The 23,560-nt window shown below is 68.1% G+C and carries 22 protein-coding genes and 1 pseudogene; 7 read left to right on the top strand and 16 right to left on the bottom strand.

The window, feature by feature from the left end:
- Positions 1-78 precede the first annotated feature (78 nt).
- The 3 genes from AC1RJ9_RS11605 to AC1RJ9_RS11595 all read right to left on the bottom strand — a co-directional run bounded on the left by AC1RJ9_RS11605 (position 79) and on the right by AC1RJ9_RS11595 (position 4,501).
- Entirely contained in the window at positions 79-2,787 is a 2,709-nt protein-coding gene (locus tag AC1RJ9_RS11605) for a TonB-dependent receptor (RefSeq protein ID WP_492837040.1), read from the bottom strand.
- 81 nt (positions 2,788-2,868) lie between these two features.
- On the bottom strand, positions 2,869-3,906 hold the full coding sequence (locus AC1RJ9_RS11600; protein WP_492837039.1) for a FecR family protein: 1,038 nt from the start codon (positions 3,904-3,906) through the stop codon (positions 2,869-2,871).
- Positions 3,881-4,501 carry an RNA polymerase sigma factor gene (locus AC1RJ9_RS11595; RefSeq protein ID WP_492837232.1) on the bottom strand — a complete coding sequence of 207 codons (621 nt, stop codon included), beginning with the start codon at positions 4,499-4,501 and terminating at the stop codon, positions 3,881-3,883. The genes AC1RJ9_RS11600 and AC1RJ9_RS11595 overlap by 26 nt, the downstream gene beginning before the upstream one ends.
- Positions 4,502-4,869: 368 nt before the next feature.
- Between AC1RJ9_RS11595 and AC1RJ9_RS11590 the strand changes: the two are divergent.
- Positions 4,870-7,944, top strand: a pseudogene (locus AC1RJ9_RS11590) (TonB-dependent receptor domain-containing protein); the annotation flags it as partial.
- Between the two features lie 267 nt (positions 7,945-8,211).
- Here the strand turns inward: AC1RJ9_RS11590 and AC1RJ9_RS11585 are convergent.
- From AC1RJ9_RS11585 to AC1RJ9_RS11545, 9 genes are all read right to left on the bottom strand, one after another.
- A complete protein-coding gene (locus tag AC1RJ9_RS11585) occupies positions 8,212-8,685 on the bottom strand; it encodes a Rid family hydrolase (protein WP_492837038.1) in 474 nt (157 codons plus the stop codon).
- 91 nt (positions 8,686-8,776) lie between these two features.
- Positions 8,777-10,669 (bottom strand): NAD(P)-binding protein, encoded by a 1,893-nt coding sequence (locus AC1RJ9_RS11580; RefSeq protein WP_492837037.1) that lies wholly within the window; start codon positions 10,667-10,669, stop codon positions 8,777-8,779.
- Positions 10,659-11,675, bottom strand: coding sequence for a FecR family protein (locus AC1RJ9_RS11575; RefSeq protein WP_492837036.1), 1,017 nt, complete (start codon positions 11,673-11,675; stop codon positions 10,659-10,661). The genes AC1RJ9_RS11580 and AC1RJ9_RS11575 overlap by 11 nt, the downstream gene beginning before the upstream one ends.
- A 14-nt stretch (positions 11,676-11,689) precedes the next feature.
- Positions 11,690-12,202: an RNA polymerase sigma factor gene (locus AC1RJ9_RS11570; RefSeq protein ID WP_492837035.1), complete on the bottom strand. Its 513-nt coding sequence runs from the start codon at positions 12,200-12,202 to the stop codon at positions 11,690-11,692.
- Between the two features lie 229 nt (positions 12,203-12,431).
- Positions 12,432-13,325: a DNA/RNA non-specific endonuclease gene (locus AC1RJ9_RS11565; RefSeq protein WP_492837034.1), complete on the bottom strand. Its 894-nt coding sequence runs from the start codon at positions 13,323-13,325 to the stop codon at positions 12,432-12,434.
- 37 nt (positions 13,326-13,362) lie between these two features.
- Positions 13,363-13,833: a hypothetical protein gene (locus tag AC1RJ9_RS11560; protein ID WP_492837033.1), complete on the bottom strand. Its 471-nt coding sequence runs from the start codon at positions 13,831-13,833 to the stop codon at positions 13,363-13,365.
- Positions 13,834-13,845: 12 nt separating this feature from the next.
- Positions 13,846-14,169, bottom strand: a complete 324-nt coding sequence (locus AC1RJ9_RS11555) for a hypothetical protein (RefSeq protein ID WP_492837032.1) — start codon at positions 14,167-14,169, stop codon at positions 13,846-13,848.
- A 151-nt stretch (positions 14,170-14,320) separates the two neighbouring features.
- The gene (locus AC1RJ9_RS11550) at positions 14,321-14,731 is read right to left on the bottom strand and encodes a DUF1810 domain-containing protein (protein WP_492837031.1); all 411 of its coding nucleotides are present in this window, start codon (positions 14,729-14,731) and stop codon (positions 14,321-14,323) included.
- Between the two features lie 25 nt (positions 14,732-14,756).
- Positions 14,757-15,644 carry a LysR family transcriptional regulator gene (locus AC1RJ9_RS11545; RefSeq protein ID WP_492837030.1) on the bottom strand — a complete coding sequence of 296 codons (888 nt, stop codon included), beginning with the start codon at positions 15,642-15,644 and terminating at the stop codon, positions 14,757-14,759.
- A gap of 130 nt (positions 15,645-15,774) precedes the next feature.
- Here AC1RJ9_RS11545 and AC1RJ9_RS11540 point away from each other — a divergent pair, with 130 nt between their 5' ends.
- From AC1RJ9_RS11540 to AC1RJ9_RS11525, 4 genes are all read left to right on the top strand, one after another.
- The gene (locus tag AC1RJ9_RS11540) at positions 15,775-16,515 is read left to right on the top strand and encodes an SDR family oxidoreductase (RefSeq protein WP_492837029.1); all 741 of its coding nucleotides are present in this window, start codon (positions 15,775-15,777) and stop codon (positions 16,513-16,515) included.
- Positions 16,516-16,678: 163 nt separating this feature from the next.
- Positions 16,679-17,008, top strand: coding sequence for a PadR family transcriptional regulator (locus AC1RJ9_RS11535; RefSeq protein WP_492837028.1), 330 nt, complete (start codon positions 16,679-16,681; stop codon positions 17,006-17,008).
- A gap of 32 nt (positions 17,009-17,040) precedes the next feature.
- Positions 17,041-18,009, top strand: coding sequence for an HAAS signaling domain-containing protein (locus AC1RJ9_RS11530; protein WP_492837027.1), 969 nt, complete (start codon positions 17,041-17,043; stop codon positions 18,007-18,009).
- A gap of 427 nt (positions 18,010-18,436) precedes the next feature.
- On the top strand, positions 18,437-19,627 hold the full coding sequence (locus tag AC1RJ9_RS11525) for a cell wall hydrolase (RefSeq protein WP_492837026.1): 1,191 nt from the start codon (positions 18,437-18,439) through the stop codon (positions 19,625-19,627).
- On the opposite strand, the gene AC1RJ9_RS11520 is transcribed toward AC1RJ9_RS11525, so the two are convergent.
- Together AC1RJ9_RS11520 and AC1RJ9_RS11515 are read right to left on the bottom strand one after the other, a co-directional pair.
- Complete coding sequence (locus AC1RJ9_RS11520) at positions 19,587-20,417, bottom strand: SDR family oxidoreductase (protein ID WP_492837025.1); 831 nt, start codon at positions 20,415-20,417, stop codon at positions 19,587-19,589. The genes AC1RJ9_RS11525 and AC1RJ9_RS11520 overlap by 41 nt on opposite strands.
- A 179-nt stretch (positions 20,418-20,596) precedes the next feature.
- Entirely contained in the window at positions 20,597-20,776 is a 180-nt protein-coding gene (locus tag AC1RJ9_RS11515; RefSeq protein WP_099580967.1) for a YegP family protein, read from the bottom strand.
- A 164-nt stretch (positions 20,777-20,940) separates the two neighbouring features.
- Here AC1RJ9_RS11515 and AC1RJ9_RS11510 point away from each other — a divergent pair, with 164 nt between their 5' ends.
- Positions 20,941-21,513, top strand: coding sequence for a DUF1003 domain-containing protein (locus AC1RJ9_RS11510; RefSeq protein ID WP_492837024.1), 573 nt, complete (start codon positions 20,941-20,943; stop codon positions 21,511-21,513).
- A gap of 159 nt (positions 21,514-21,672) precedes the next feature.
- Here the strand turns inward: AC1RJ9_RS11510 and AC1RJ9_RS11505 are convergent, their stop codons facing one another.
- Both AC1RJ9_RS11505 and AC1RJ9_RS11500 read right to left on the bottom strand, forming a co-directional pair.
- Entirely contained in the window at positions 21,673-22,401 is a 729-nt protein-coding gene (locus tag AC1RJ9_RS11505; RefSeq protein ID WP_492837023.1) for a hypothetical protein, read from the bottom strand.
- 59 nt (positions 22,402-22,460) lie between these two features.
- Positions 22,461-22,847: a DUF3147 family protein gene (locus AC1RJ9_RS11500; RefSeq protein ID WP_492837022.1), complete on the bottom strand. Its 387-nt coding sequence runs from the start codon at positions 22,845-22,847 to the stop codon at positions 22,461-22,463.
- 70 nt (positions 22,848-22,917) lie between these two features.
- On the opposite strand from AC1RJ9_RS11500, the gene AC1RJ9_RS11495 reads away from it, so the two are divergent.
- Entirely contained in the window at positions 22,918-23,538 is a 621-nt protein-coding gene (locus AC1RJ9_RS11495) for a DJ-1/PfpI family protein (protein WP_492837021.1), read from the top strand.
- Positions 23,539-23,560: the final 22 nt, after the last annotated feature.

Below are 23,560 nucleotides of genomic sequence, written 5' to 3'. Positions count from 1 at the left end.
TAGATGCGGAGCGCTCGCGAAATCCGGCTAGGGACCGGAAGTTTTTTATCGGGGACCGCGCGTCGCGGCGGGCGGCGATCAGAAACGATAGCCCAGGGACAGGCTCAGGTTCCGGCCAAACAGCGGCCTGGCGATGATCGGGCCTGACGACAGAACCGCGCCCAGCACGCGGGTGTTGCCTTCGGTCAGGCCAAAGGCGTTGAACAGGTTCTGGGCGACCAGATCGCCATAAACGCCATTGTCCAGCTGCACGTGCACACCTGCGTCGATCGTCGAATAGCGCGGAAGCTTCTGCAGGTTCTCGACGTCCGAATAGCGTTGGCCGACAAAGGTGTAGGTGGCGCGCAGCTTGACGTCGGCGTGGCCGATGCGCGTGGCGTACGCCGGCGACACGGCGAACTGCAGGTTGGGCTGGCGCACGACGCGGTTGCCGCTGTTGTCGCCGAAGCCCCGATAGCGGCCGTCCTGCCAGGTCCCTCGCAGCTCGACCTTCCAGCGCGGGGCCGGCGCGATGTCGGCGTCGAGTTCGAGGCCCGCCGCGCGCGCGCCGCCCAGCAGGATGATCGACCCGACCGTTCCGTCCGGCTGCGCCAGCAGTCGCGTGAACTGCAGGCCCGAGAACCGGTTGACGAAGACATTCACCGAGGCGCGCACGGATCCCGCGGCGACGTCAGCGCCCGCCTCGAGCACGTCCGCCGACTGGCCGCGTCGACCGCCGATCCGCAGCTTCTCGAAGCTCTGCAGGTTGGAGCCGTGGTTGAAGCGCGCGTGCAGCGTCAGTCGATCGGGGAGGGCCTTGTGGACCAGCCCGACGGTCCAGGACGCCTTCCCGGACTCGTCTTTCAGCGCCGTCGAGGAGCCGAGCAGCAGGGCGCCGTTGTTGTCGTAGAGCGTGCGCGGGTCGCCGTCGAAATCGGTGTTGGCCTGGACCTCGCGCACGGCGCCGCGCAGCGACTGATGCTCGATCCGGACGCCGGCGTTGAGGCTGGTCCGCTCCGAGACAGTCCATCGGTCGTTGAGGAGCAGCGCGATGTTGCTGCCGTGGCTGTAGCCGACGACCTGGCTGGTGGTGGCGCTGACGAAGCCGTCGCGACTGGCCCGGACGCCGTTGTCGAGCACGAGATCGATCCGCCGGGCGTTGGGTTCGGCCAGCAGCAGCAGGTTGTTGCCGAACTGGCGGACATCGTCTGACCGATAGTCCGAGACATAGAGGCCCGCCGTCAGTCTGTGATCCGCGCCGATCGCGCGCGACACCCGCAGCTCGTCGGTGACCGAGGCGATCGTCTTCGTTACCGACCAGAGCCCGGCGGTGAGGACATAGCGGTCGGGCGCGAGCGGAGCGCCGGTGGCGGCCAGCGACGCTTGGCCCGATGACGCGCGTCCCGCCGCCAGGATCACGCGAGGATCGGCATTGGCTCGCGCCACCGTGTCAGCGATGTACTGGCCCAGGGTGGTTGGGACGGGGCCGGTGAACAGCCCAATCGTATTGGCGTCGCCGCGCGTGACGTTGAACCGGTTGGTCACCTCTATGTCGCCGCCCGGAGACCATTCCAGGCTGGCGCCGGCGATGAGAAGATCAAGACCGCGCCCATTGTCCAGGTCGACCGGCCGATACGCGCCCGGCCCGGTCTCGATCGCCAGGCGTCGGGTATCCGAGCCGACGAGCGTGTCGCGCAGCGGATCAAAGCCGGGCAGGGCGCTGAAGCCGCCGTCGCCGTCCGCGATCAGCGGCGCGCCGGTGTAGAAGGCGTTACGGTCGCGTGTGTAGCGGACATAGCCGGTGACGGAGCCGCCGTCGAAGCGGCGGGTCAGGTTGGCGGTGATCTGGCCGCCGCGATCGGCCGGGAACTGGGTGTCCCGAATACCCTCGGAGATCCGGTAGAATCCGCCGACGGCGAAGACCGTGTCGCGCGCCACCGGTCCGCTGAGCCAGGCGTCGGCGCGCCTCGTGCCATAGTCGGTCGTCGTCAGTCGCAGCCCGGCGTGCGGCTCAGGCGTGCCGATGCGCTGGATGAAGTTGATGACCGCTCCGGGTTGGCCGTTCGACAGGATCGTACTGGCGCCGCCGCGCAGGATCTCGACCCGCTCGATCATGTCGTCGATGCGGAACAGCGTGGTGTTTTCGCTGAAGGCCAGCTCGGTGGGCGGGAAGATCGGCGCGCCGTCCAGCTGTACGGTAAGGAAAGGGGCGTCGCCCGTGGTCGGGAACCCGCGGACGAACACATTGGCCCCAGTGGCGCCACCCGTGGTCTCGGCCCAGATGCCGGGGGCCAGCTTCAGGAGATCGGCGGTGTTGTTGGGCGCCAGTTCGTGGATCCGGTCTAGCGACGCGGTGGTGATCGCCAGGCCCGCGTCGAGCCGCCGCTCGGGCGACACCGTGCCGGTGACGACGACGTCGGAGACCGTGTCCGGCTGAGGCCCGGGCGGCGGCGCTTCGATCGACCGGCGCGCGGGCGAGGGGCTTGGGGGCCGCATCGCCACGCGCGGTCGGGCCGCGAGGCTGATGACGTCGCCCCTACGCGCCGCGACGTAGAGGTCGGCGCCACCGAGCAGCCGGCGAAGGCCCTCTTCGACGGTAAGGTCACCCCTTACCGCGCGTGTCTTCAGGCCGGCGAGACCGGCGGGCGACACGATCTGGAGTCCGGCCTGACGCGCGAACTCGGGAATTCCGGTCACGGCGGGCTGTTCGGCGAGGTTGAAGCGGATCTTCTGCTGCGCGTGGGCGACCGCCGGCGCGACCGCCAGCATCGACGCGATGATCGCGACTGTCACCCGCGCGGGAAACACGTCTGGCCTCCTGACGAACGACACGCACCCGCGCGTGGAACGACCCTTGTTGGGTAGATGCGCGAGGCCGCGACTTTCCGGCTACGCCGAACCGGATTTTTTTGCGGTGATCCGAAGGGTCTCGCCCTGGCTCTCGACGCTGCCGCCGAAGCTGGCGGCGATGGCTGTGGCGAAGCCCCTAGGATCGTCGGCCTTGAAGAGGCCGGTGATCCTCTGGCGGGCAAGCCCGGGATCGGCCACGACGATCCGCACCGGGCCATAGCGATCGAAGGCGCGGACCGCGTCCTCGAGCCGCTCGCCGCCAAACGACAGCATCCCCTCGCGCCAGGCCAGGAGCTGAGCCTGCTGGGCGACCGCCACGGGCCGCACGCCGCTGGCGGCCAGGAGCTCATCCGAGGCGAGCGTGAGGGCATGATCCTTTTCGACCGTGACGGTTCGTCTTGCCCCGAACATGCCTCGGGATTGTGAAGCGATCAGCTTGCCCTGGGTGACGAGCGCCGTGATCGGCGCTTTTCCCAGGTTCTGCAGGCCGAACGCGCCATCCACGGTCTCCAGGACGAGATCGCCGGCCCGCACGACGAAAGGGCGATCCTGCCATCGGGCCACATCGACGAACAGCTTGCCGCGAACCAGTTCGAGCCGCCTATCCTCCGACGACGCGGCGAGATCGACCCGCGTATCGGTGTCGAGCGTCAGGATGGTTCCGCCCTTGAGCGCGAGGCGGCGGATTTCGCCGACACCGCTTTCGAGAGTGCGATGCCGACCCGAGCCGACCACGTAGGCGCCGGCGAAGGCCGCAGCGAGGGCGACGCCGCCGCCCACGACCATGCGTCGGTCCGGCGCTCGGCGGCGCGGCGAATGATGAGGGACGGCGGCAGACTCGGCGAAGGGCTTGGGAGGAGGGGCGTCCTCCGGCTCGGGCATCTTTCCGAGCGCGACGGCGCGTTCGGCGTGGATCCAGGCCGCTTGGGCGCGAACGAAGGCGCCGAGCCGTCTGCTGTCGCCTTCAAGCCACCGATCGAGGATTTCCCGATCCTCCGCCGTCAGTCCGCGTTCAGCCTTGGCCGCCCAGATCGTGGCGGCGTCTTCTATATCATTGGCGTGTTCGCGTTCGGGCATTCGAAGGTTTGGGGTCTACAACCACGGGGTCCTGAGCGGCGTCCTGTGTCTTAGATGACTTGGCGGCGGCATTTCCGCCACGGCCAAATTGCGCCAGCAGGAATTTCAGCCCCCTGGCGCTGTACTTTTCGACGGTGTGTTCCGCAAGGCCAAGCTGCTTTGCGGTCTCGCGCTGGGAAAGGCCATCCACTCGGCGAAGCCAGAAGACCTTGCGGACCTGCGTGGGCATGTCCTGGATCGCAGCCTCGACACGCTCCAGTTCCCGCTTGCCGTGAGTGTGCTGCTCCGGGCTGGGCGCGTCGTCGGCGTCCCCGAGCGCGGCGAGGTCGGCGATGGAACCGATGGGGACGATCTTGCTGCGCCGCAGGCCCTGCAGAAAGACAGACCGGGCGACCTGGAAGGCGTAGGTCTTGGGATCGCGGATCGCCTCGACGCTCTCCAGCTTGGCGAGGATGGCGTAGGTCTCCTGCACGATGTCGTCGATATCGGTATCGGAGATCTGCGTCGTGCGGCGGATCCAGGCGCGCATAGCCGGTTCGTGCGGGAGCACATGGGCCGCCAACCACCGACTGCGCGCTAGGTAAGGTGCCTGCATCAGGTCCGCATCGCACGGGTTTGTGACAGCCGTGCGTGGGAGACCGATACGGATCAATGGCTGATCATGACCGGCGTCGCGCGCCCGTTTCTTGGTCCCGAGAGTGAGGAGGCTCATCGCGCAGGTCAATGGATATCCCCGGTTGCGGTGCTCGCCAGACCAACGGAGATGTCCCAGGAGCGCCCACCAAGCCGCCGATTGAGATCGGACCTTGGGCGCCATACCGGCGAGCCGCCTTCGCTATAGGCGCGCGCCGCGCCCTACGCCCTCCCTTGCGTTCCAAGTGAATCTTTTTTGGCGGGATTGTGACGGTGTTGCGTCCCCCAAGTTGGAAAGGCCGCGGGCCTCTCAACTATCGGGGATGCAACATGCGTAACAGGCTTTCGATCTATGGCGGCTGTTCGGCGACGGCGCTCGCGATCTCGCTGGCGGCGACGCCCGCGGCGGCCGGCGAGCGAGCGCGGGAGTTCAATATCGCGCCCGGCGAGCTGAGCGTTGCGCTAAGCACATTCGCGCGGCAGGCGAACCAGGAGATGATGGTTCCGAGCGCCCTGGTCGCGGGCCGCCGCACCGCGGGCGTGCAAGGGCGCCTGGAACCGCATGCGGCCTTGAACGCCCTGCTCAAGGGCACGGGCCTGCAGTCGGCCTCCGATCGCGGCGCCGTCCTGACCCTCGGCCGTACGCAGACGCCCTCGACGGCGGTCAGCAGCCCGCCGGTGGCGACGGCAAAGAGCGCCTCGGCCCTGCTCGAGAAGATCAGCTATGGTCAGGCCGCGCCCGTCGCCCAAGCCGCAAGCGATTCCCCGATCGAGGATAGCGCGCCGCAGGTGGTTGAGGAGGTGATGGTCACCGGCTCGCGGATCGTGCGCGATGGCTATCAGGCGCCGACGCCGACCACGGTGCTGGGGCAGGAGGCGCTCGAGCGTCGGGCCCCGACCAACGTCGCCGACTACATCAACCAGCTGCCGCAGATGGGGCAGCCGACCTCGCCGCGCACCACGACGCTGAGCGCCGGCACCACCGGCGGCGGCGCCAATCTGCTCAACGCCCGCAATCTGGGCCCGACACGCACCCTGGTCTTGCTAGATGGGCGACGCGTCGTCTCGGCCGGCCTCAACTCGGCCGTGGATATCAACCTGCTGCCGACCAATCTGCTCCAGCGGGTGGATATCGTCACCGGCGGCGCCTCGGCGGCCTACGGCTCCGACGCCGTGGCCGGTGTGGTCAACTTCGTCCTCGACACCAAGTTCACCGGCCTGAAGGGCTCGGTCAGCGCCGGCGCCACGGAGCGCGGCGACAGCGAGACCTACACGGCCGACTTGGCGTTCGGCGCCAAGTTCGCGGGCGGTCGCGGTCACCTGCTGCTGAGCGGCAACTATTTCGACGGAAAGGGCGTCGACTCGGTGATGAGCCGCGACTGGTATCAGCCGGGCTTCCGGATGATCGCCAATCCGGCCTGGACCGCCACCAACGGCCAGCCGGGCCGCATTGTCCGCAACGACATCGGCTATGGCCGCGCCACGCCCGGAGGCCTGATCACCAGCGGGCCGCTGCGCGGCGTGATGTTCGGCGAGAACGCCCAGGTCGGCCAGTTCGTCTTCGGACCGATCCAGAGCGGGGACTATCAGGCCGGCGGCACGGTCGAGGACATCGCGCGCATCTGGCCGCTGCTGCCGCCCGTGAAGAACTGGGCTGTCTACGGCCGCGCCAGCTACGAGCTGACCGACAGCGTCACCGCCATCTTCGAGGCCTCGCGCGGCGGGTCGGACGCCTCCAACTGGTCATCGCAATATAACCGCATGGCCAACATCAATGTCAGCATCGACAACCCGTTCATCCCCAGCGCCATCCGCCAGGCGATGGTCGCCAACAACCTGACCGGCTTCACCATGGGCCGCCTGAACTACGACCTCGTGACGCCGGGCGGACATGGCGGCGAGGCGGGTTACTACCGTCGCCAGAACCGCTACCTGGCCGCCCTGGAAGGTCGCTTCCTGGAGACCGGAAAGTGGAGCGCCTACTACCAACGCGGCGATAGCGACGTGTGGTACACGCGCGACAACAATCCGATTGTCGCTCGCTACAATCAGGCCATCGACGTCATCGCCAATCCCGCGACCGGTGGCGTGGCCGGGGTCGCGACGGGCCAGGCGATCTGCCGCTCGCAACTGACCAACGCCTCGAACGGCTGCGTGCCGCTGAACATCTTCGGCATCGGCGCGCCCAGCCAGAACGCGACCCGCTGGGTGCTCGGCGTCGACGAGGGTCTGCAAGCCCGCCAGGACCTCGATATCCAGCAGGACGTCTGGGCCATCGACGCCCAATATGAGCCCTTCTCCACCTGGGCCGGACCGGTCTCGATCGCCGCCGGCTTCGAGTATCGCAAGGAACAGTTCAAAGCGACGGCCGACGCCCTGTCGCTGCAGTCGGCCTGGTACACGGGCAACTTCAGCGCTTCGCAAGGCAGCTATGACGTCAAGGAGATCTTCGGCGAGGTGCTCGTCCCGCTGATCAAGGACGCGCCCTTCTTCAAGAGCGTCGACTTCAACGGCGCGATCCGCCGGACCGACTACTCGACGAGTGGCGCGGTCACGACCTGGAAGGCCGGACTCACCTGGGAGGTTAACGACGATCTGCGTCTGCGCGCCACGCGCTCGCGCGACATTCGAGCGCCGAACCTGAGCGATCTCTTCGCCGCCGGCACGGCCTTCCAGAACACCTTCGTGGACGCCAGCCAGCCTGGCGGTCCGACGGTGTCCACCTACACGATCAGCGGCGGCAACCCGAACCTGGTGCCTGAAGCGGCCAAAACCTGGACCGCTGGCCTGGTCTATCGTCCCCACTGGCTTCGGGGCTTCAGCGCTTCGGTTGACTGGTACAAGATCGATATCGGCAACGCGATCGTGGCCATCGGCGCGCAGCAGCTGATCAACCAATGCTATGGCGCCGGCGTGCAGCAGGATCCGGCCTCTTGCGCCTCGATCATCCGCGCGCCCGGCAGCCGCGGCATCGAGGGAGCCACCATCTATATCGGCGGCGTCAACGCCCAGAAGCAGGCGGTGGAAGGCGTCGACTACGAGGTCTCCTACCGCGCCGACTTGGCCAGCCTCACCGACAGCCTGAAGGGTTCGATCGACCTGCGCCTTCTGGCGTCGAACACCCTCAAGAACGAAACCGCCCTGGCCGGCACCCTGACCGACCAACTGGGCCTGCCCGGCACGATGAAGTGGAACGGCCTGGTGACGGGGACCTACGCCTACGGCCCCAGCCGCACGACCGTCACGGTGCGCTATCTGGGCGGCGGCCGGCTCAGCAACTTCCCGACCACCAACGCGCAAGGCGTGGCCGAGGCGATCAACCACTTCGGCTCGGCCGCCTATGTCGAGTTGGCGCAGAACTACGACCTGAAGATCGCCGGCCGCGACGTGACCGTGTTTGGCGTCGTGGAGAACCTGCTGGATCGTGACCCCAATCCGATCCCCGGCCTGTTCAGCGTCGCTTACGCGTTCGGCACGACCAGCCAATACGACCTGCTGGGTCGAGCCTACCGGGTCGGGGCGCGTTTCCGCTTCTGACGACGCCGTCTTCGTCCGGGGCGATCGTCGCGCCCCGGACGGAGACGCTTGTTTCCAGGCGTTGGCGCGCGGAACTGAAACAAAGATCGCCGCCCCGAGGGGCGGCGATCGCGTTTCCGGCTCTTGTGAAAATGATTAGCGGGCGGCCCAACCCTCGATCTCGACATAGAGGTCGGGGCTTTGCAGCGCCTTGATCTCCAGGGCGGTGCGGGCCACCGTGTTGGGGTTGGCCGTGGTCAGGAAGAACTCCTTGAAGCCGGCGTTGACCCCGGCGTAGTCGGCCTTGCCCAGCGCCGGATCGGTCACCACGAAGATGTTCATCTTGACCATGTCGGACATCTTGTAACCGTGCTTTTCCAACACAGCCTGCATCTTCTTCAGGGTGCTGATGGTCTGGGTCTTGGTGTCTCCATAGCCCTTGGATCGGTCGTTGGGATCGAGGGGCGCGGCCGCGTAGCCGCCGAGAATGATGGTCTTGGCCCCAGCGCCCAACTCGACGCTTTCCAGCAGCATCGAACCCTCGCGGCCGTGCCGGACGACCTCCTGGGCGCAGGCGGACGAGGCCGCGCCCAACAGGGCGAGGGCGGCGAGGGAAGAGGCGATGCGCATGATCTGGTCTCCATTTCTGCGGGATGAAAAAACGCCGCCGCGCGCGGAGGCGGCGGCGGCGGGGGGTGGTCTATGGCGGCGGCGCGAAGGCTCAGGTCAGGACCGCGGCTTCCTTGGCCGCCCGCGCGCCATGCTCGAAGGCCCCGCGGGCGTTCTGGGCGCCGTTGAGCTCGGAGTGGGCGATGATCACCCGGCCGTAGCCCTTGGCGACCACCTTCAGGGGACTGGGCTTGCCGTCCTTGCCCAGGAAGAAGCCGGGCGGCTGGACGACGCGGGCATGCCCCCAGCGGTTGATGACGACCCCGGCGATGTCCTTGGCGGGGTCGAAACGGGTTCCAGCCAGGATGGTCGCCAATTGCTGACGCACGATCCGCTCGTAGGTGGCGTAGGGCGTTCCCAGGAGCTTGATGCGGCTCGCGACCGTCTGCGCCCGCGCGTCCGCGCCCTCGACCGGGTAGACGCCCATGTACATGGTGAAGAGGGCGGGCTTGTCGGGATCGAGCGGCGGGGTCATGCCGTCGACCAGCATTGGCGCGCGGATGTTGCCGCTGAACCCCAGCATGTTGGCGTCGTCGAACCAGCGTAGCGCCGTCACGCCCAGGTCGTACATCGCCCGCCAGTTGGTCAGGGCCACGTTGATGACCAGGGCCGGGCCGTGAATGAACTCGCCGTAGGCCGAGGCGATGTCGATGGGCATGTCGGTCAGCACGCGCCGGTTCACCCAGCCGCCGCTGGCCATGACCACGGCCTTGGCGCGCACCTGATGGAGACGCCCACCCTTCTCGTAGACCACCAGGACGCCGTCTTCCTGCCCCGCCTTGCCGGTATGGCTGACCTTGACTGCGGTGGCGCCCAGCCGAAGGCGGGTGGGCTGGCCGGGACGGTCGAAGGCGGCGAAGTTGATGGGCTTGCTTTGGATGTCGGCGAAGGTGTTCTCGCCGCCGATCGCGCCGGGGAACATCTTCTTGATCAGCGGGCGCGCCATGCCGCTGTTGCCGCCCGGGAAGGACATGGTCTGGCGGGCGGTGTTGGTGACGTAGCGGCTGGCGGCGAGCGCCGACACCGCGCCCATGCCAAGGCCGGTGAGCAGGGCGATGGGCGGGCGCGCCACGCGGGTCACCGCCGGATCATAGTCCTTCACCACTTCGAGATAGTGGGCGTAGCTCATCCCATCGAGCTGCTCGGGGCTGAGGTCGGAGGTCCCGCCGGCGTTGGCGCGCCAGGCCAGAAGCTGGCGACGCAGTTCGGGCGAGAACGGCGTGCGGGCCAGGCCATCGTCCCAGATATTGCGCTCCAGGCGGGGTGGGCTGGCGCCGTCGGCGGCGTTGAAGTGGTAACCGATGTCGACGAGCCGTTCGCCGAAGCCGTCCATGTTCGTGTAGTTGTCCCACGCGAACCGCAGGGGTTTGAACTTGGGGTCGAAGCTGGCGAACGCGTAGTCGCGCGGAAGGTCCAGATCATCGAAGACCCGGTCCATGATTCCTCCGGAGCCCTTGACCGGCGGACCAAAGTCGTTGGCCGCCTGCGGGCCGGTCAGGCGCACGCCATTGACCAGGAAGTCGTTCTGCTTGGACGCCCCGCCGAAGATCGGGTGGTTCTCCAGGATCAGGGTGGTCTTCTTGCCTCCCGTCAGGTTGACGTAGTCGAAGGCGGTCAGGAGACCGGCCGGCCCGCCCCCCACGATCACCAGGTCGACCTGCTCGCTGTCATCGGCCGTCGGCAGCGCGTCGAAGGTCATGTCACGCACGCGGTGCGCGGCGTTGATCACCGTCTGGGTGTTGCCGTTCGACAGAGCGTAGTCGCCCACCCCGCCGCGGCCGGTGAAGGCGTCGCGCACCGGCCCGGCGGCTTCGGCCGCGTCCGCCCCGGTGGCGCAGCCGGACATCAAGATGGCGCCGCTGCCGGCGAGGACGCCGTTGACCACGTCGCGCCGACTGATCCGGGCCGACATGCCCAGGCGCTTGTCTTCCTGCTTACTGCTCACTTCCGTCTCCGACGATCGCTGCGTCACGGGCGGCGCCGGGCCGTCTCGTGACCAAGAGTTGGCCATGGTCGTCCGGCCGAACTTCGACCGGCATGGTGGTCTGGAGGGCGCCGACGAAGCCCGTTTGGTTCCCGGCCCGGAACATGCCGTTGATCTTCAGGTTCGCGACGGCCGGATCGACGACGATCTTCAGGCGCGAATACTGGTTCATCTCGTCGGCGGCCTGCGCCAGGGTGTCGTTTTCGAAGAAGATCTGGCCGTCGACCCACCCAAGGGCCTTCTCCGGATCCACGGTCCTGACGATCGCGCTCACGTGGTCCCGTTCCACGAATTCCTGACGCGGCGCCAACTCGCGGGAAACATCGCCGGCCTGCACCGATCGGACGGCCACGCGCCCCTCCAGCAGGGTCACGCGCAGACCGCGCTGCGAAAGGCCGACGTCGAAGACGGTGCCCAACGCCGTCACGGTCCGATCCCGCGCGCGGACCACGAACGGACGCTGCCGGTCCTTGGCGACGTGGAAGAGGGCGCGGCCCGAAAGCAGGGTGATGTCCCGGCGCGCCGGGCTCAGCTTGGCCGCCAAGCGGGTGTTGGAATCCAGCGTCACCGCGGAACCGTCGGCAAGGACGACCTGTGTCCGTTCGTTCAGCGTCGTGCTGTAGATCTTCGCTCCCTGCAGGACAGCCAAGGCTTCGGCGCCGCGATTGGCGTTCAAACCCAGGCCTGCCGCCAAGGCCAGCGCCGCGGCCATACCGGCGCCGATGGCCATGCGCCGGCGGTCCATGCGCCTTGCGGTCTGCCGGGCCGCGTCGCGCAGGGCGCTCAGCTCCGGCAGGTCCGCCTGGGCCCGAAGCGTGGACAGGGCGGCCTGCAGGCGTTCGTGAGCTTGGCGATGCTCGTCGGCTTCCAGCAACCAGGCCTGGAAGGCGATGCGTTCACGCTCGGTCGCGTCGCCCCGGCGCAGTCGCGCGTCCCAAGACGCCGCGGCGGCCTCGATCTGATCCATGTCCGGCGTCCTGTTCATAGGAGCTTCCGCAGACGCTTGAGGAGGTGGGCGTTGGCCTTGGCCATCTGCTTTTCGACGGTGCTCAGCGACATGCTCATCCGCCGGGCGATTTCCACTTGGGAGACTCCGTCGAAATGGTACTGGCTGAACACGTTGCGGACGGCGGGCGGCAGTTCGTAGAGCGCCGAGACCAGGCTCTGCAGGGTCTCGCGGCTTTGCAGCACCCGTTCGGGCGAGAAGCCGGCCTGATCCTCCGCATCGAAATCACCGTGCTGAGCGACGATGAAGGCGCGAGTGCTGGCTCGGCGCGCCTGATCGCGCAGAACATTGGCGGCGATCTGGAAGATATAGCCGTGGAGGTTGTCCACTGTTGAAAGGTTCTGCCGGGCCAGCCGTCCAAACACTTCCTGGACGAGGTCGTCCGCCTCTTGGCCCGCCCGGATACGTCGCTGGAAAAAGCGCGTGAGCGGTCCTGAGTAGTCGATCACGACCTGCTCAAGCGGTGTTCTCATGACCGACGCCGACATGCTGGGGCCTCCTGTTCGTAGGACGCAGCAGCGTTTCGATGCCGTAAGAAAAATGTCTCCCGTCCCGATTTCCGGGCTGCGGGCGGAAAAATGGCGTCGCTTCAAAAAGGGCGACTCGTCAGGGGGACTTTCGACCTTCGCCGCCCGCGCCGACGCCAGACGCCCGCGCCTCCAGATGAGTCCGTTTCGGCGAAAGCCAGTGCTTCGAACGGCGAGCCTTGCCCGCCTCCTAATCCCTCACTTCGTTCGCGCAGCCCTGGCCATGACCCCAGAAGCTGCCCTTGCTGCTTTCCAGGATGTTCTGGTCGCGGCGGGGGAGGGCGGTCAGGAAGTCGAGGCCGGTCTCGACCTCGAGCTGGCTGATCGGGACGATGAACTTGTCCGACGGCGTCTTCTTGTAGGCCTTGTTGTCGAGGCGGAAGCCGATCGCCCGGCCGCGCCGCAGGTCGTACAGCACCTTGAAATAGGCGGCCGGCGACAGGATCTTGTACGGGCCCTTGCCGATCCACAGCGCGCTGGAGCCATAGATCGGGCCGGTGATCGCGATCACGTCCTGGTGGCCGCCGCACAGCACCGCCGCGCGCACGTCCTCCTCCAGGAACCGCCACTGGGCGCGGTTGAAGCCGGCTCCGACCTGCGGCGACATGTTGCTCATGTAGAAGCTGTCGTCGGTCAGGGGCTGGCTGGACTTGAAGTCGGCCGCCGGGGCCTGGTGGCCGCGGTCGCGGGGGTTGGCCGGGTCGGTATAGTCCCGCGGCGTCGGGCTGAAGCCCCTGGCGTCGGGATCGGCGCGGAAATTGTCCTTGCGCTTGGCGGTCCCGGTCAGGGCGGCCGGCGACAGCCGCTCGATCACCCAGTCGGGATTGCGCGTCTCCTTGTTGAACGACACGGCGTAGCCGTCGCGGCAGATCAGGATCTGCTTGGCCAGCTCGTCGTCGCCGCGATGCCGGGGCAGGCCGACCTGGGCGAAGCGGGCCAGGCAGGCCGCCGGGGCCGGGTCGGGCCGCGCGCCTTTCTGCGGCGTCCCGGGCGGCGTGGCCTGGGCCCACGAAGCGTCTGGGGCGAGGGCGGCGGCCGGGGCCAGCGCCAGCAACGCGGCCCCAAGCAGGGTTAAGCGAAGCATCGCGGTCTCTCCCGTCTGGCGATCAGGTTTCTGGCGGTCAGGACTGAGTGGTGTCGCCGGTATTGGCCGTTCCGCCCGTGCCGCCGCTGCTGTTGCTGGAAATGCCCTTGGAGATGATGAAGCTGCCGCCGCTGATGCCGATCAGGCCCAGCACGGTCGGCGGCACCTCGACGAAGGCCCCGGCCTCGATCGACAGCAGCAGGAACAGCCCCGCCACCACGAAGGTGAAGATCAGGAACTGGAAGCGTGACAGGCTGGCCTTGACCGGCACGCGACGGACGGCGGCGGCCACGGCGTCGGCGGTCGGGGCCTGGCCGCCGGCGGCGGTGACGGCCGCGACCAGCGCCGCCTTCAGCGCCGTCTCGGACGGGATCTCGGCGATCAGCCCGTCCAGCTCGCCGCGCTTGGTGGCCAGCCGCCAGGCGACCACGGCCGCGAAGCCCAGGATAATGGCGACGACGGCGACGCCGACGATGTAGGCCAGCAGGCCCCAGGGCGTGTTGATCATGATGCTTCCCCCTTATGTGCGTTCATAGAGCTTGCCGCCGATATGCACGCCGAGGCTGGCGGCCAGGATCGAGAGCGCCTCGGTCGGAAGTTCGGGCAGCTTGTCGGCGTGGGCCGAGATCGCCTGCAGCCCCAGGGTCGCGTACCAGCCGGCGAACCCGACCGTGACGCCCAGGGCCTGTAGCCGCGCGGCCGAGACGCCGCCGGTCTTGGGATTGACGATCAGCCCCCGGATGTCGCCGCCGGAGAAGCCCTTCAGCAGCAAGACCGCCGCGACCACGGCCAGCCAGATCAGCAGGCCATATTGCGCGAGGTCGGCGACAGGCTTCAGCGACATGGCAGGCCCCGGACGGAGGTCGACGCGAACGAAAGCCAGAAAAGGAGGGCGCGGCCGGACGCGACGCGCGTCTACGGACTCGACAAATTCACGCCCCGGTACGGCGCGGACTTTGGCGCGAATTTGGCCAATTGTCAACTCAGAGCTGTTTTTACAGTCGTTCCACCGTCATCGGATCGGGCGCGCCCGCGAAGTACTTGTCGAGCGCCTTCTGGAAGCTCGGCTCGTCCGGCGCGGCGGCCTGGAACAGGGTCAGGGACGAGCGCAGCTTCAGGTCGTCGGGCGATCCGAACACGGCGCGGGCGTCATGGCCGGGCAGGGCCAGGATGGCCTCGACCGCCTCGACGAGGCGCGGGCCCAGGACGGGATGGGCCAGATAGGCGCGGGCCTCGTCCAGATCGACGATGGCGTAGAAGCGGGCGGTCGGGCTGCGGCCCAGGCCGGCGATCTGGGGGAACACGAACCACATCCAGTGACTGGTCTTCCGGCCGCGCTTCAGTTCGGCCAGGGCGGTGTCGTGGACGGTCGTCTGGGCCTCGACGAAGCGGCTGAGGTCCGCCATCGCAAACTCCCGCTGCAAGTTTCTGTCATCCCGAACCGAACCGCCGCGCCGCCCAGTCGATGAACACTCTAACGCGCGGGGACAGCTGTCGGCTGCGCGGATAGAGCAGGGACACCGGCGTCGGGCTGGGCGGGAAGTCGGCCAGCACCTCGACCAGGCCGCCGTCGGCCAGCTGCGCCTCGACCCGGTAGCGCGGGACCTGGATCAGGCCCAGGCCCAGCAGGCCCATGGCCACGGTGTTCTCGGCCGAGTTGACGGTGACGTCGGCGGGCACGGCGATCTGGCGCGGCTTGCCGTCGATCGTCAGTTCCAGCGGGTAGGGATGTCCGGTCCCCGCTTGCAGGAAGCCGACCATGCGGTGGGCCTTCAGGTCCTCGGGCGTGCGGGGAGTTCCCTGGCGCGCCAGATAGGCCGGCGCGGCGCAGGTCACCTCGGGCAGCAGGGCCACGCGGCGGCCGACCATGGCGCTGTCCTCCAGGTCGCCCAGCCGCAGCACGCAGTCGACGCCCTCGCGCACCAGATCGACCAGCCGATCGCCCTCGGTCATCTGGATCTTCAGCTCCGGATAGCGGTCCAGGAACGCGGGCAGGCCCGGAACGATGAACCGCCGGGCCAGAGCGCCCTGGACGTCGACCCGCAGCAGGCCGCGCGGCGTGCGCTCGCGGAACGCGCCCTCGGCTTCCTCCAGATCGTCCAGCAGGCGCAGGCAACGCTGGTAGTAGGCCTCGCCGTCCAGGGTGGGACTGACCTGGCGGGTGGTGCGCTGGAGCAGCCGCACGCCCAGCCGGCTCTCCAGCTGCTGCACGGCCTCGGTGGCGGTCGAGCGGGGCAGGTCGAGATCGGCGGCGGCCTGGGTGAAGCTGCGGCGCTCCACGATCCGCGTGAACAGGCGCATCGCCTCGAACCGATCCACGTCGCGCGCCTCCATTATTCGATAATGCGAACAATAATGTCGCGATTGGCTGAATTATTCAATCATGGCGAAGGCGCATGGTCTCCCAGCCGACAAGAGGTCGGCCCCGAAAGAGACCGGAGACATTCCAATGACTCAGCAAACTTCGAAGGTGGCGCTGGTGACCGGCGCCTCGGGCGGCATCGGCGCGGAAACCGCCCGACGCCTGGCCCGCGACGGCTTCGCGGTGATCGTCAACTATGCCGGGAACGCCGCGCCCGCCGAGCAGGTGGCGCGCGAGATCGAGGCCGCCGGCGGCAAGGCCGTCGTCGCCCAGGCCGATGTCAGCGACCCCGCCGCCGTCCGCCGCCTGTTCGACAGCGCCGAGACGGCGTTTGGCGGCGTCGACGTGGTGATCAACAACGCCGGGATCATGAAGCTGGCCAACATCGCCGACACCGACGACGCCCTGTTCGACCAGACCATCGCCGTGAACCTGAAGGGCGTCTTCAATGTCCTGCGCGAGGCCGCCCGCCGCCTGCGCGACGGCGGCCGGATCATCAGCCTGTCGTCCAGCGTCGTCGGCCTGCTGCCCACTGGCTACGGCGTCTATGCCGCCAGCAAGGCCGCCGTCGAGACGATGAGCGCCATCCTGAGCAAGGAGCTGCGCGGCCGGAACATCACGGTCAATGCGATCGCCCCCGGACCGACGGCGACCAGGCTCTTCCTGGACGGCAAGCCCGCCGAGGTGATCGAGCGCCTGTCCAAGGCCGCCCCGCTCGAGCGCCTCGGCCAGCCGGACGATATCGCCGGGAGCATCGCCTTCCTGGCCGGTCCGGACGGCGCCTGGGTCAACGGCCAGGTCCTGCGCGTCAACGGCGGCATCATCTGAGGGAGGGCCAGCGCCTGTCAGCCCGGACAGCCCCGCGCGGCTTCCGGGCTTTCCCGTGGCGAAAAGCCGAACGGTGTTCCCCGGCTGTTGACTCCCCCTCATACTGTGTGACATACAGTGTGTATCGCACACCATGTGCCACACACTATGCGACGCACACCCAATGCCCACCGATACGGACATCTTTGAATCGCTCCGCCTGGAGCTGCGGCGGGGGAGCCTGATCCTGGCCGTCCTCGCCCAGCTGCGGGAGGAGCGGTACGGCTACAGCCTGCGCCAGGCCCTCCAGGCCGTGGGCGTGGAGATTGACGAAGGCGCGCTCTATCCGATGCTGCGCCGGCTGGAGACCCAGGGGCTCCTGGCCAGCGAATGGCGCGAGGAAGACAAGCGCAAGAAGCGTTTCTACCAGCTGTCGGATGAGGGAAGGCGCGTGCTGGCCCGCCTCGCCGACGAATGGCGCGCGATCAACGCCGCCCTCGAGCCGCTGCTGTGAAGGCGGCCTCTCATTTCCAAGGGGACAAGACCATGAGCGATCTGATCGATCGTTACCTGGCGGCCGTGGCCGCCCTGCTGCCCAAGGACCAGCGCCAGGACATCACCGCCGAGCTGCGCGACCTGATCATGAACCGCGTCGAGGAGCAGGAGGCCGTCCGTCGTCGTCCGCTCGACAAGCGCGAGATCGAGGCCCTGCTGCGCGACATCGGCCACCCGATCGCCGTGGCCGGCCGCTACGGCCCCCACACCGCCCTGATCGGGCCGGAGCTCTATCCGTTCTGGGAATTCGGCGTGAAAGTGCTGCTGGCGATCGCCGCGATCGCCGCGATCGTCCCGGCGGGGATCCTGCTGGTCACGGGGCAGGGCGGGTCGCACATGATCAGCGGCGTGATCAACGATTTCATTCCGACCGCGCTCAGCCTGATCGGCTGCGCCACCCTGGTCGGCGCGGCGGTCGAGCGCGGCTGGATCAGGCTGGGCGACTTCAGCCAGTGGAAGGCCAGCGACCTGCCGCACATCCCCCAAGGCAAGGGGCTGTTCGTCAAGAGCCGCTTCGAGGGGCTGTTCGAGCTGATCGTCACGCTGCTGTTCATCGCCTGGTGGACCCGGCTGCTGCCGTTCCCGATGGGCGCCCTCGTCGACAACGGCGACGACGTCGGTATCGCGCTGAGCCCGGTCCTGAAGGCGCTGTACTGGCCGATCCTGGCCTTGTCGGTGGTGCAGGTCTGCTCGTCTCTGCTGGTGGTGGTCAAGCCGGGCTGGGCGCGGCCGCGCGCCGGCCTGGAGCTGATCTGCTCGCTGGGCGGCCTGGTCCTGGTGGCCGTGCTGTGGCCGGCCCAGCCGCTGATCACCTTAATGCTCCCCGATGCGCCGGGCGAGAATCTGGTCCGCCTGCAAGAGACCGTCGACCTGTCCTTCAAGGTCATGATGGTCGTCGCGGCCGGCGTCTATCTGACCAAGCTGTTCGTCGACGGGCGTCGGCTGGTGAGGGGGAAGTAGGCGGGCGGACAGGCCCCTCGAAGCTCCGTGTTCTGAGTCTTCGTTCACCCCGAATGTTAAGGTTTATGTCGTCGTCGAGTAACGATGCGGCGCCGCCGAAGACGGTTCAGAAATCGGCGAACACAGGTGCGGCAAGGCGTTTCCATCCACAAAAAAACGCCGCTCGCAGTCGTCCAGCTTCTCGCGATGATTCAAGGCGTTAACAATTCAACTGTGCGACTTCTGAGCGCAGAGGCCATGTTGCAGTGCGGCAAGTGCTTGCGAGTCGGTCACGGATACGTCATAAGCCGCTACAAGCAGGACCTTGGCCACATCGTGATACGGCCGGGTCTCCGCTTCGAAGCGCTCCCCGCAGTGATTTTTCCGGGGATTTCGGGGCGGTTTTTGTCGGGGGGCCGGAGCGCCCTCGCCGCGCAGGACACGAGTTTTGTATATCAAGTCGCAGACGCGCGCGGATGCGCGCGGGCTGGTCGGCGCCGTATTGGTCGGATCCATCACGGGTCTGGCTCTGGGCGGCGTTTACCTTCTGGGTGGCCTGGCCCAATCGGCCTCCACCCACGCCCGCGTCGCCCGATTGGCGGAAGGCGCTTCGGGGAACTTCTCCGACGCGGCGATGCTCAGCGCTTCTACGCGTATGGACCCCGGCGCCCTTGCCGTGGCCAAGCGTCATGATCCCTATCTCTTCGCCGCGGTCGAACGCAGCGGCCGTCAGACCCAGCAGCTTGCCGCCCGCCTCGAAGGCGCCGGCTCCAGCCTGATGCCCGGCCAGAGCGGCCGCACCGGTCCGCTGATGCTCCGGGCCAGCTTCGGCAACGCCTTCAACGTCGGGGGCGCCACCCCATTCCAGCTGGGCAACGCCCTGGAGAGCTCGCGCGAGCTCGAATGCCTGGCCGACGCCGTCTATTACGAAGCGCGCGGCGAGACCCCCAGCGGCCAGGCGGCCGTGGCCCAGGTGGTGATGAACCGCGTGCGCCATCCGGCCTTCCCGAAGTCGATCTGCGGCGTGGTCTTCCAAGGCGCGGTCAACCGCACGGGCTGCCAGTTCAGCTTCGCCTGCGACGGCTCGATGCGCCGCGCCCGCGACGTCGGCGCCTGGGCCCGGGCCCGCAAGGTCGCCTCGCGCACCCTGGCCGGCACGATCCAGAGCGAGGTCGGTTCGGCCACGCACTTCCACACGATCAATGTTTCGCCCGGCTGGGGTCCGCGCCTGCTGCGCGTCGCCCAGGTCGGCATGCACATCTTCTATCGCTTCGGTCGCGGCGGCGCCTCGAGCTTCGCGCCGTCGCGCCTGCCCAGTGTCGACGACATCGCCCCGTCCGAGATCGCCAGCCTGACCGCTGATGGTCGTCCGCCGGTGGTCTACGCCGCCAGCGCCCTGGGTCGCCTCGAGCCCGCCTCGACGAACGCTCCGGGCATGGGCGGCCCGATCGGCGCGGCGGTGACCGAACCCGCTTCGGCGCCGATCGCCACGGCCGCCAAGACGACGCCGGCCTCGGCGATGTCGATCAAGGCTCCGGCGACCGCGGCCTCGACCAAGGCGATCCCGGTCTCGTCCGACCGCGCGCCGCTGGAAGGCCTCAAGACGACAGTAGGGGCCGGGAGCGGAGCTGCTTCCTGACGGCGCCCGGCATGTGGCTGGTGGCGAAGCGCATCTGCTTCGCCCGCTTGCCCACGAAATAGTGCAGCTGCTTGCCGTGGGCGGCGTCCCAGACCGCCTGGGCGGCGTCCTCGACGGGATAGACCTCCAGCCCGCCGGCGCGCAGGGCGTCGGCCATGTGCTCGTTGGAGCCCGAAGCCCCGGCGTTCAGGATCGGCGTCTCGACGAACCACGGCATGACGCAGGCGACGCTGACGCCGTGCCGGGCGTATTCGACGTCCAAGGCTTCGGACAGGCCCCGCACCGCGAACTTGGTGGCTGAATAGACCGCCAGCTTCGGCGAGCCGTAGAGCCCCGCGCACGAGGCGACATTGATCAGCCGCCCGCCGGCGGCCTTCAGCAGCGGCAGACCCGCCCGCGCGCCGTTGATCACGCCCTTGATGTTGACGTCGATCTGGATGTCGCAGTCGGCGTCGGACAGATCCTCCAGCACCCCGAACCGGGCGACCCCGGCGTTGTTGAGCACGACATCGGCCTTGCCGCCCGTCTCCTTGCCGAATTCGCCCAGGGCGTTGGCCCATCCGTCGCGGTCGCGGACGTCCAGCGGATGGATGGAGCCGTTGTCCGGTCCGATGGCCAGCAGGGCGGCCTTGAGCCCGGCCTTGTCGATGTCCGACAGCCCGATGAACCAGCCCGCCGCGGCGAACCGCTTGGCGCAGGCCAGGCCGATGCCGCTGGCGGCCCCGGTGATAAAGATGCTCTTGCGCCCGTTGGCCGGCATGACGGCTCCCTCCCGTATCATTGTTATCAATGATCAGAGACCCGGGGGAGCGATGGGTCAAGCGGTCGATTTCTTCTCCCCCTCGGGGGGAGGGGGACCGCCGAAGGGCGGTGGAGGGGGGCGGCGCCGCGCTATCGAGGCCTGACCAGCCCCCTCCGTCTCGCCGCGCTTCGCGGCGATCCACCTCCCCATGAAGGGGGAGGAGAGCCTCAGTCCGTCTGGTCGTCGATCTCGGCGCCCGGGCCGTTCTTCAGGATCGACTCGATCGCGTTCTTGGCCGAGGCCTTCGACGCATAGCCTTCGGTCCAGAAGATGGTCTCGCTGTTGTAGGTGAAGTAGGCGACGAACTCGCCCGCCTTGTTCTTCTTGATCACGAACTTATGGGCCATCGGTCGTCTCCATCGATCGGTTTGACTTGAGGTCGGCCCCACCCGACCCGCCGAGCGTCGCCTTGCGAAGGCGGGCCTGTCAATCACCGGGTGATGACGCTTAAGTTGGTTTCGCACGCCGGCTCAGCCGATGATCCGGTCTTCACCTGCCCAAGAGCCCGCCCATGAATGTCGACGACCGCCTCGACCAGTTGTCCCGCCAACTTCTGTCTGTCCCCTATGGACAGCTGAACGAGGTCCAGAAGAGCGTCATCGACCTGATCTGCGCCGAGGCGCCGACCGGCCTGAACTCGATCCTGCTCAATGACGACCGCTCGTTCTGGGACCGGCTGGCCGACAAGGTGGCGGCGGTCGGCGGCTCGTGGGGTTTCATCGGCGGTTTCAGCGCGGCCTTGCTGCTATGGACGGCGGTCAATGTCGCGCTCAAGCCGCTGAACCTGGCTTTCGACCCCTATCCGTTCATCTTCCTCAACCTGCTGCTGTCCACCGTCGCGGCGCTGCAGGCCCCGGTGATCATGATGAGCCAGAACCGCCAGGCGCTGAAGGATCGCCAGAACGCCGAGCACGACTATGTCGTCAACCTGCGGGCCGAGCTGGAGATCATACACCTGCACGACAAGCTGGACGCCCTGCGCGAGCGTGACATCGTCGCGCTGGGCAAGCAGCACGCCGAGGCGCTGGGACGGCTCGAGGCCCAGATGACCGCGCTGACGGCGCGGCTGGAGGCCAAGGGGTAGACGGCATGGTTCTGCGTCTGGACCGGACGGGACTGTGAGCAGGCCCGTCCTCGCCCTTCGACAAGCTCAGGGTGAGGACTAGTTTCGACGACGGTTCAGTGGAAAACCTCATCCTGAGCTTGTCGAAGGACGAGGTTTTCGGCTCCCGAGGTCCGCCGCCTACCACCCCTGCCCATTGCAGACGATCGTGCCGGTGGCGGCGATGCGGCTCTTCTTGAGGCGCGCGATCCGTTCCGGGGTCATCTGGCCTTTCAGCCAGGTCTCGTAGGCGGTGACATCCAGGCGGGGCAGGCACGAGCGCAACATCGGCGCCTCGACCAGATAGAGTTCGGCCTCGGGCGTGGTCCGCCAGCGATAGGCGCCGTCCAGGCCGTCGACCCGCGTGGGCGCCGCCGCCGTGCGGTAGAGCAGCCAGCCGGGCGGGATCCTGTGGCGGCGCGCGAAGGCCAGCTGCCTGTCGGCCAGGGCCTGGATCATGGCCTTCTTGTTCGGCTCGACCTTGGCGACCTGGGCGGGGTCCATGCCGCCATGGACCATGATGATCGCCTGGCGCCCGATCAGCAGGCGTCGGCCCAGCGGCAGGACATAGTTGGCGCAGGACGAGGCGCACTGGCCGTCAACCCGGATCGTCAGGTCGCCCAGGCCCGAGAGGCGCTCGGCGATGTCCATGGCCGCGCCGCTGGGACCGCCCTGGCTGTCGACGACCAGCTCGGTCGTGGTCGGCTGCAGCTTGGCGGCCACGCAGTCGGCCATGGCCGGGTTGGTCTCGCCGCTGAGGGCGAACACGGTCGGCGAGCGCTGCTCGCACGCCGCGGCGTGCGCTAGCCCGCCCAGCGACGAGAGGGCCAGCGCCGCCAGCGTCGGCAGGATGTGGTTCGGACCGCGCATGACCCCTCCGCGAACGCGGGAAGGCTATCGGTGCGCGCGCGGCGCGTCCAGAGGTTGAGCTACAGCTTCAGGCCCAGCTTCGGCCCGGCCCAGACCATCGCCGCGTAAAGCGCCATGGTCAGAACGCAGCCGGCGACGAGAGCCGTCCAGAACGGCGCGCCGCGCTTCAGCATCGCCGGGATCAGCAGGAACATCGGCAGCGATGGCAGGACGAACCAGAACGTGCCGCTGGCGTGGGCCGCCATCCGCGCCGGATCGTGAGTGTCGCGCCACAGCCAGATCATGCCCAGCACCGAGACCAGCGGCAGCGACGCCACCAAGCCGCCCAGGCCCGGATAGCGCTTGGCGATCTCCGACACGGCGGCGACGATCACCCCCGAGACGGCGGCCTTGATGACGAGATAGAGCATGGCGTCCAGCCTGGACCGATCCGAAGCCCGGGCCAAGGGTTGGGGGCTTCAATCGCGTTGAGCGGATTACGCCGGCCGGTTAGGTTGGCGGGATAGGAGACTTCCCATGCAGATCGCGGTGCTGACGTTCGACGGCTTCAACGAGCTGGACTCGTTCATCGCCGCGGCGATCCTCAACCGCATGAAGGCCAGCGGCTGGGCGGCGCACATCACCAGCCCGACCCCGGAGGTCACGTCGCTGAACGGCGTGACGGTCCAGCGCCAGCGACCGCTGGAGTTCGCCGCCGAAGCCGACGCGGTGATCATCGGCAGCGGGATCAAGACCCGCGAGGTGGCCGCCGACGCCGATCTGCTGGCCCGGATCCAGCTCGACCCGGCGCGCCAGCTGATCGGGGCGCAGTGTTCGGGCACGCTGATCCTGGCCAAGCTGGGTCTGGTCGGCGATCTGCCGGCCTGTACGGACCTGACCACCAAGCCCTGGGTCATCGAGGCGGGGGTCCAGGTGCTGGACGCGCCGTTCGTGGCCCACGGCAATGTCGCCACGGCGGGCGGCTGCCTGGCTTCGCAGTATCTGGCCGCCTGGGTCATCGCGCGCGCCGCCGGGCTGGAGGCGGCCGAGGAGGTGATCCACTATGTCGCGCCCGTGGGCGAGAAGGCGGCTTGGATCGCGCGCGCCACGGCGGTGATCTCGCCGTTCCTGCCGACGACGGACGCCGAAGCGGCTTAGCCGTCGGAACAGGCGCACGGCC

The sequence above is a fragment of the Caulobacter sp. GW822-FHT07D08 genome, assembly GCF_058798735.1.
This window is presented reverse-complemented; position numbering and strand designations above follow the sequence as displayed.

Coding starts and splice junctions, on each gene's coding strand:
- AC1RJ9_RS11600 (WP_492837039.1), bottom strand. CDS start 3,906: ATGCCCGAACGCGAACACGCCAATGATATAGAAGACGCCGCCACGATC.
- AC1RJ9_RS11595 (WP_492837232.1), bottom strand. CDS start 4,501: ATGCAGGCACCTTACCTAGCGCGCAGTCGGTGGTTGGCGGCCCATGTG.
- AC1RJ9_RS11585 (WP_492837038.1), bottom strand. CDS start 8,685: ATGCGCATCGCCTCTTCCCTCGCCGCCCTCGCCCTGTTGGGCGCGGCC.
- AC1RJ9_RS11575 (WP_492837036.1), bottom strand. CDS start 11,675: ATGGATCAGATCGAGGCCGCCGCGGCGTCTTGGGACGCGCGACTGCGC.
- AC1RJ9_RS11570 (WP_492837035.1), bottom strand. CDS start 12,202: ATGTCGGCGTCGGTCATGAGAACACCGCTTGAGCAGGTCGTGATCGAC.
- AC1RJ9_RS11565 (WP_492837034.1), bottom strand. CDS start 13,325: ATGCTTCGCTTAACCCTGCTTGGGGCCGCGTTGCTGGCGCTGGCCCCG.
- AC1RJ9_RS11560 (WP_492837033.1), bottom strand. CDS start 13,833: ATGATCAACACGCCCTGGGGCCTGCTGGCCTACATCGTCGGCGTCGCC.
- AC1RJ9_RS11555 (WP_492837032.1), bottom strand. CDS start 14,169: ATGTCGCTGAAGCCTGTCGCCGACCTCGCGCAATATGGCCTGCTGATC.
- AC1RJ9_RS11550 (WP_492837031.1), bottom strand. CDS start 14,731: ATGGCGGACCTCAGCCGCTTCGTCGAGGCCCAGACGACCGTCCACGAC.
- AC1RJ9_RS11540 (WP_492837029.1), top strand. CDS start 15,775: ATGACTCAGCAAACTTCGAAGGTGGCGCTGGTGACCGGCGCCTCGGGC.
- AC1RJ9_RS11535 (WP_492837028.1), top strand. CDS start 16,679: ATGCCCACCGATACGGACATCTTTGAATCGCTCCGCCTGGAGCTGCGG.
- AC1RJ9_RS11530 (WP_492837027.1), top strand. CDS start 17,041: ATGAGCGATCTGATCGATCGTTACCTGGCGGCCGTGGCCGCCCTGCTG.
- AC1RJ9_RS11515 (WP_099580967.1), bottom strand. CDS start 20,776: ATGGCCCATAAGTTCGTGATCAAGAAGAACAAGGCGGGCGAGTTCGTC.
- AC1RJ9_RS11510 (WP_492837024.1), top strand. CDS start 20,941: ATGAATGTCGACGACCGCCTCGACCAGTTGTCCCGCCAACTTCTGTCT.
- AC1RJ9_RS11505 (WP_492837023.1), bottom strand. CDS start 22,401: ATGCGCGGTCCGAACCACATCCTGCCGACGCTGGCGGCGCTGGCCCTC.
- AC1RJ9_RS11495 (WP_492837021.1), top strand. CDS start 22,918: ATGCAGATCGCGGTGCTGACGTTCGACGGCTTCAACGAGCTGGACTCG.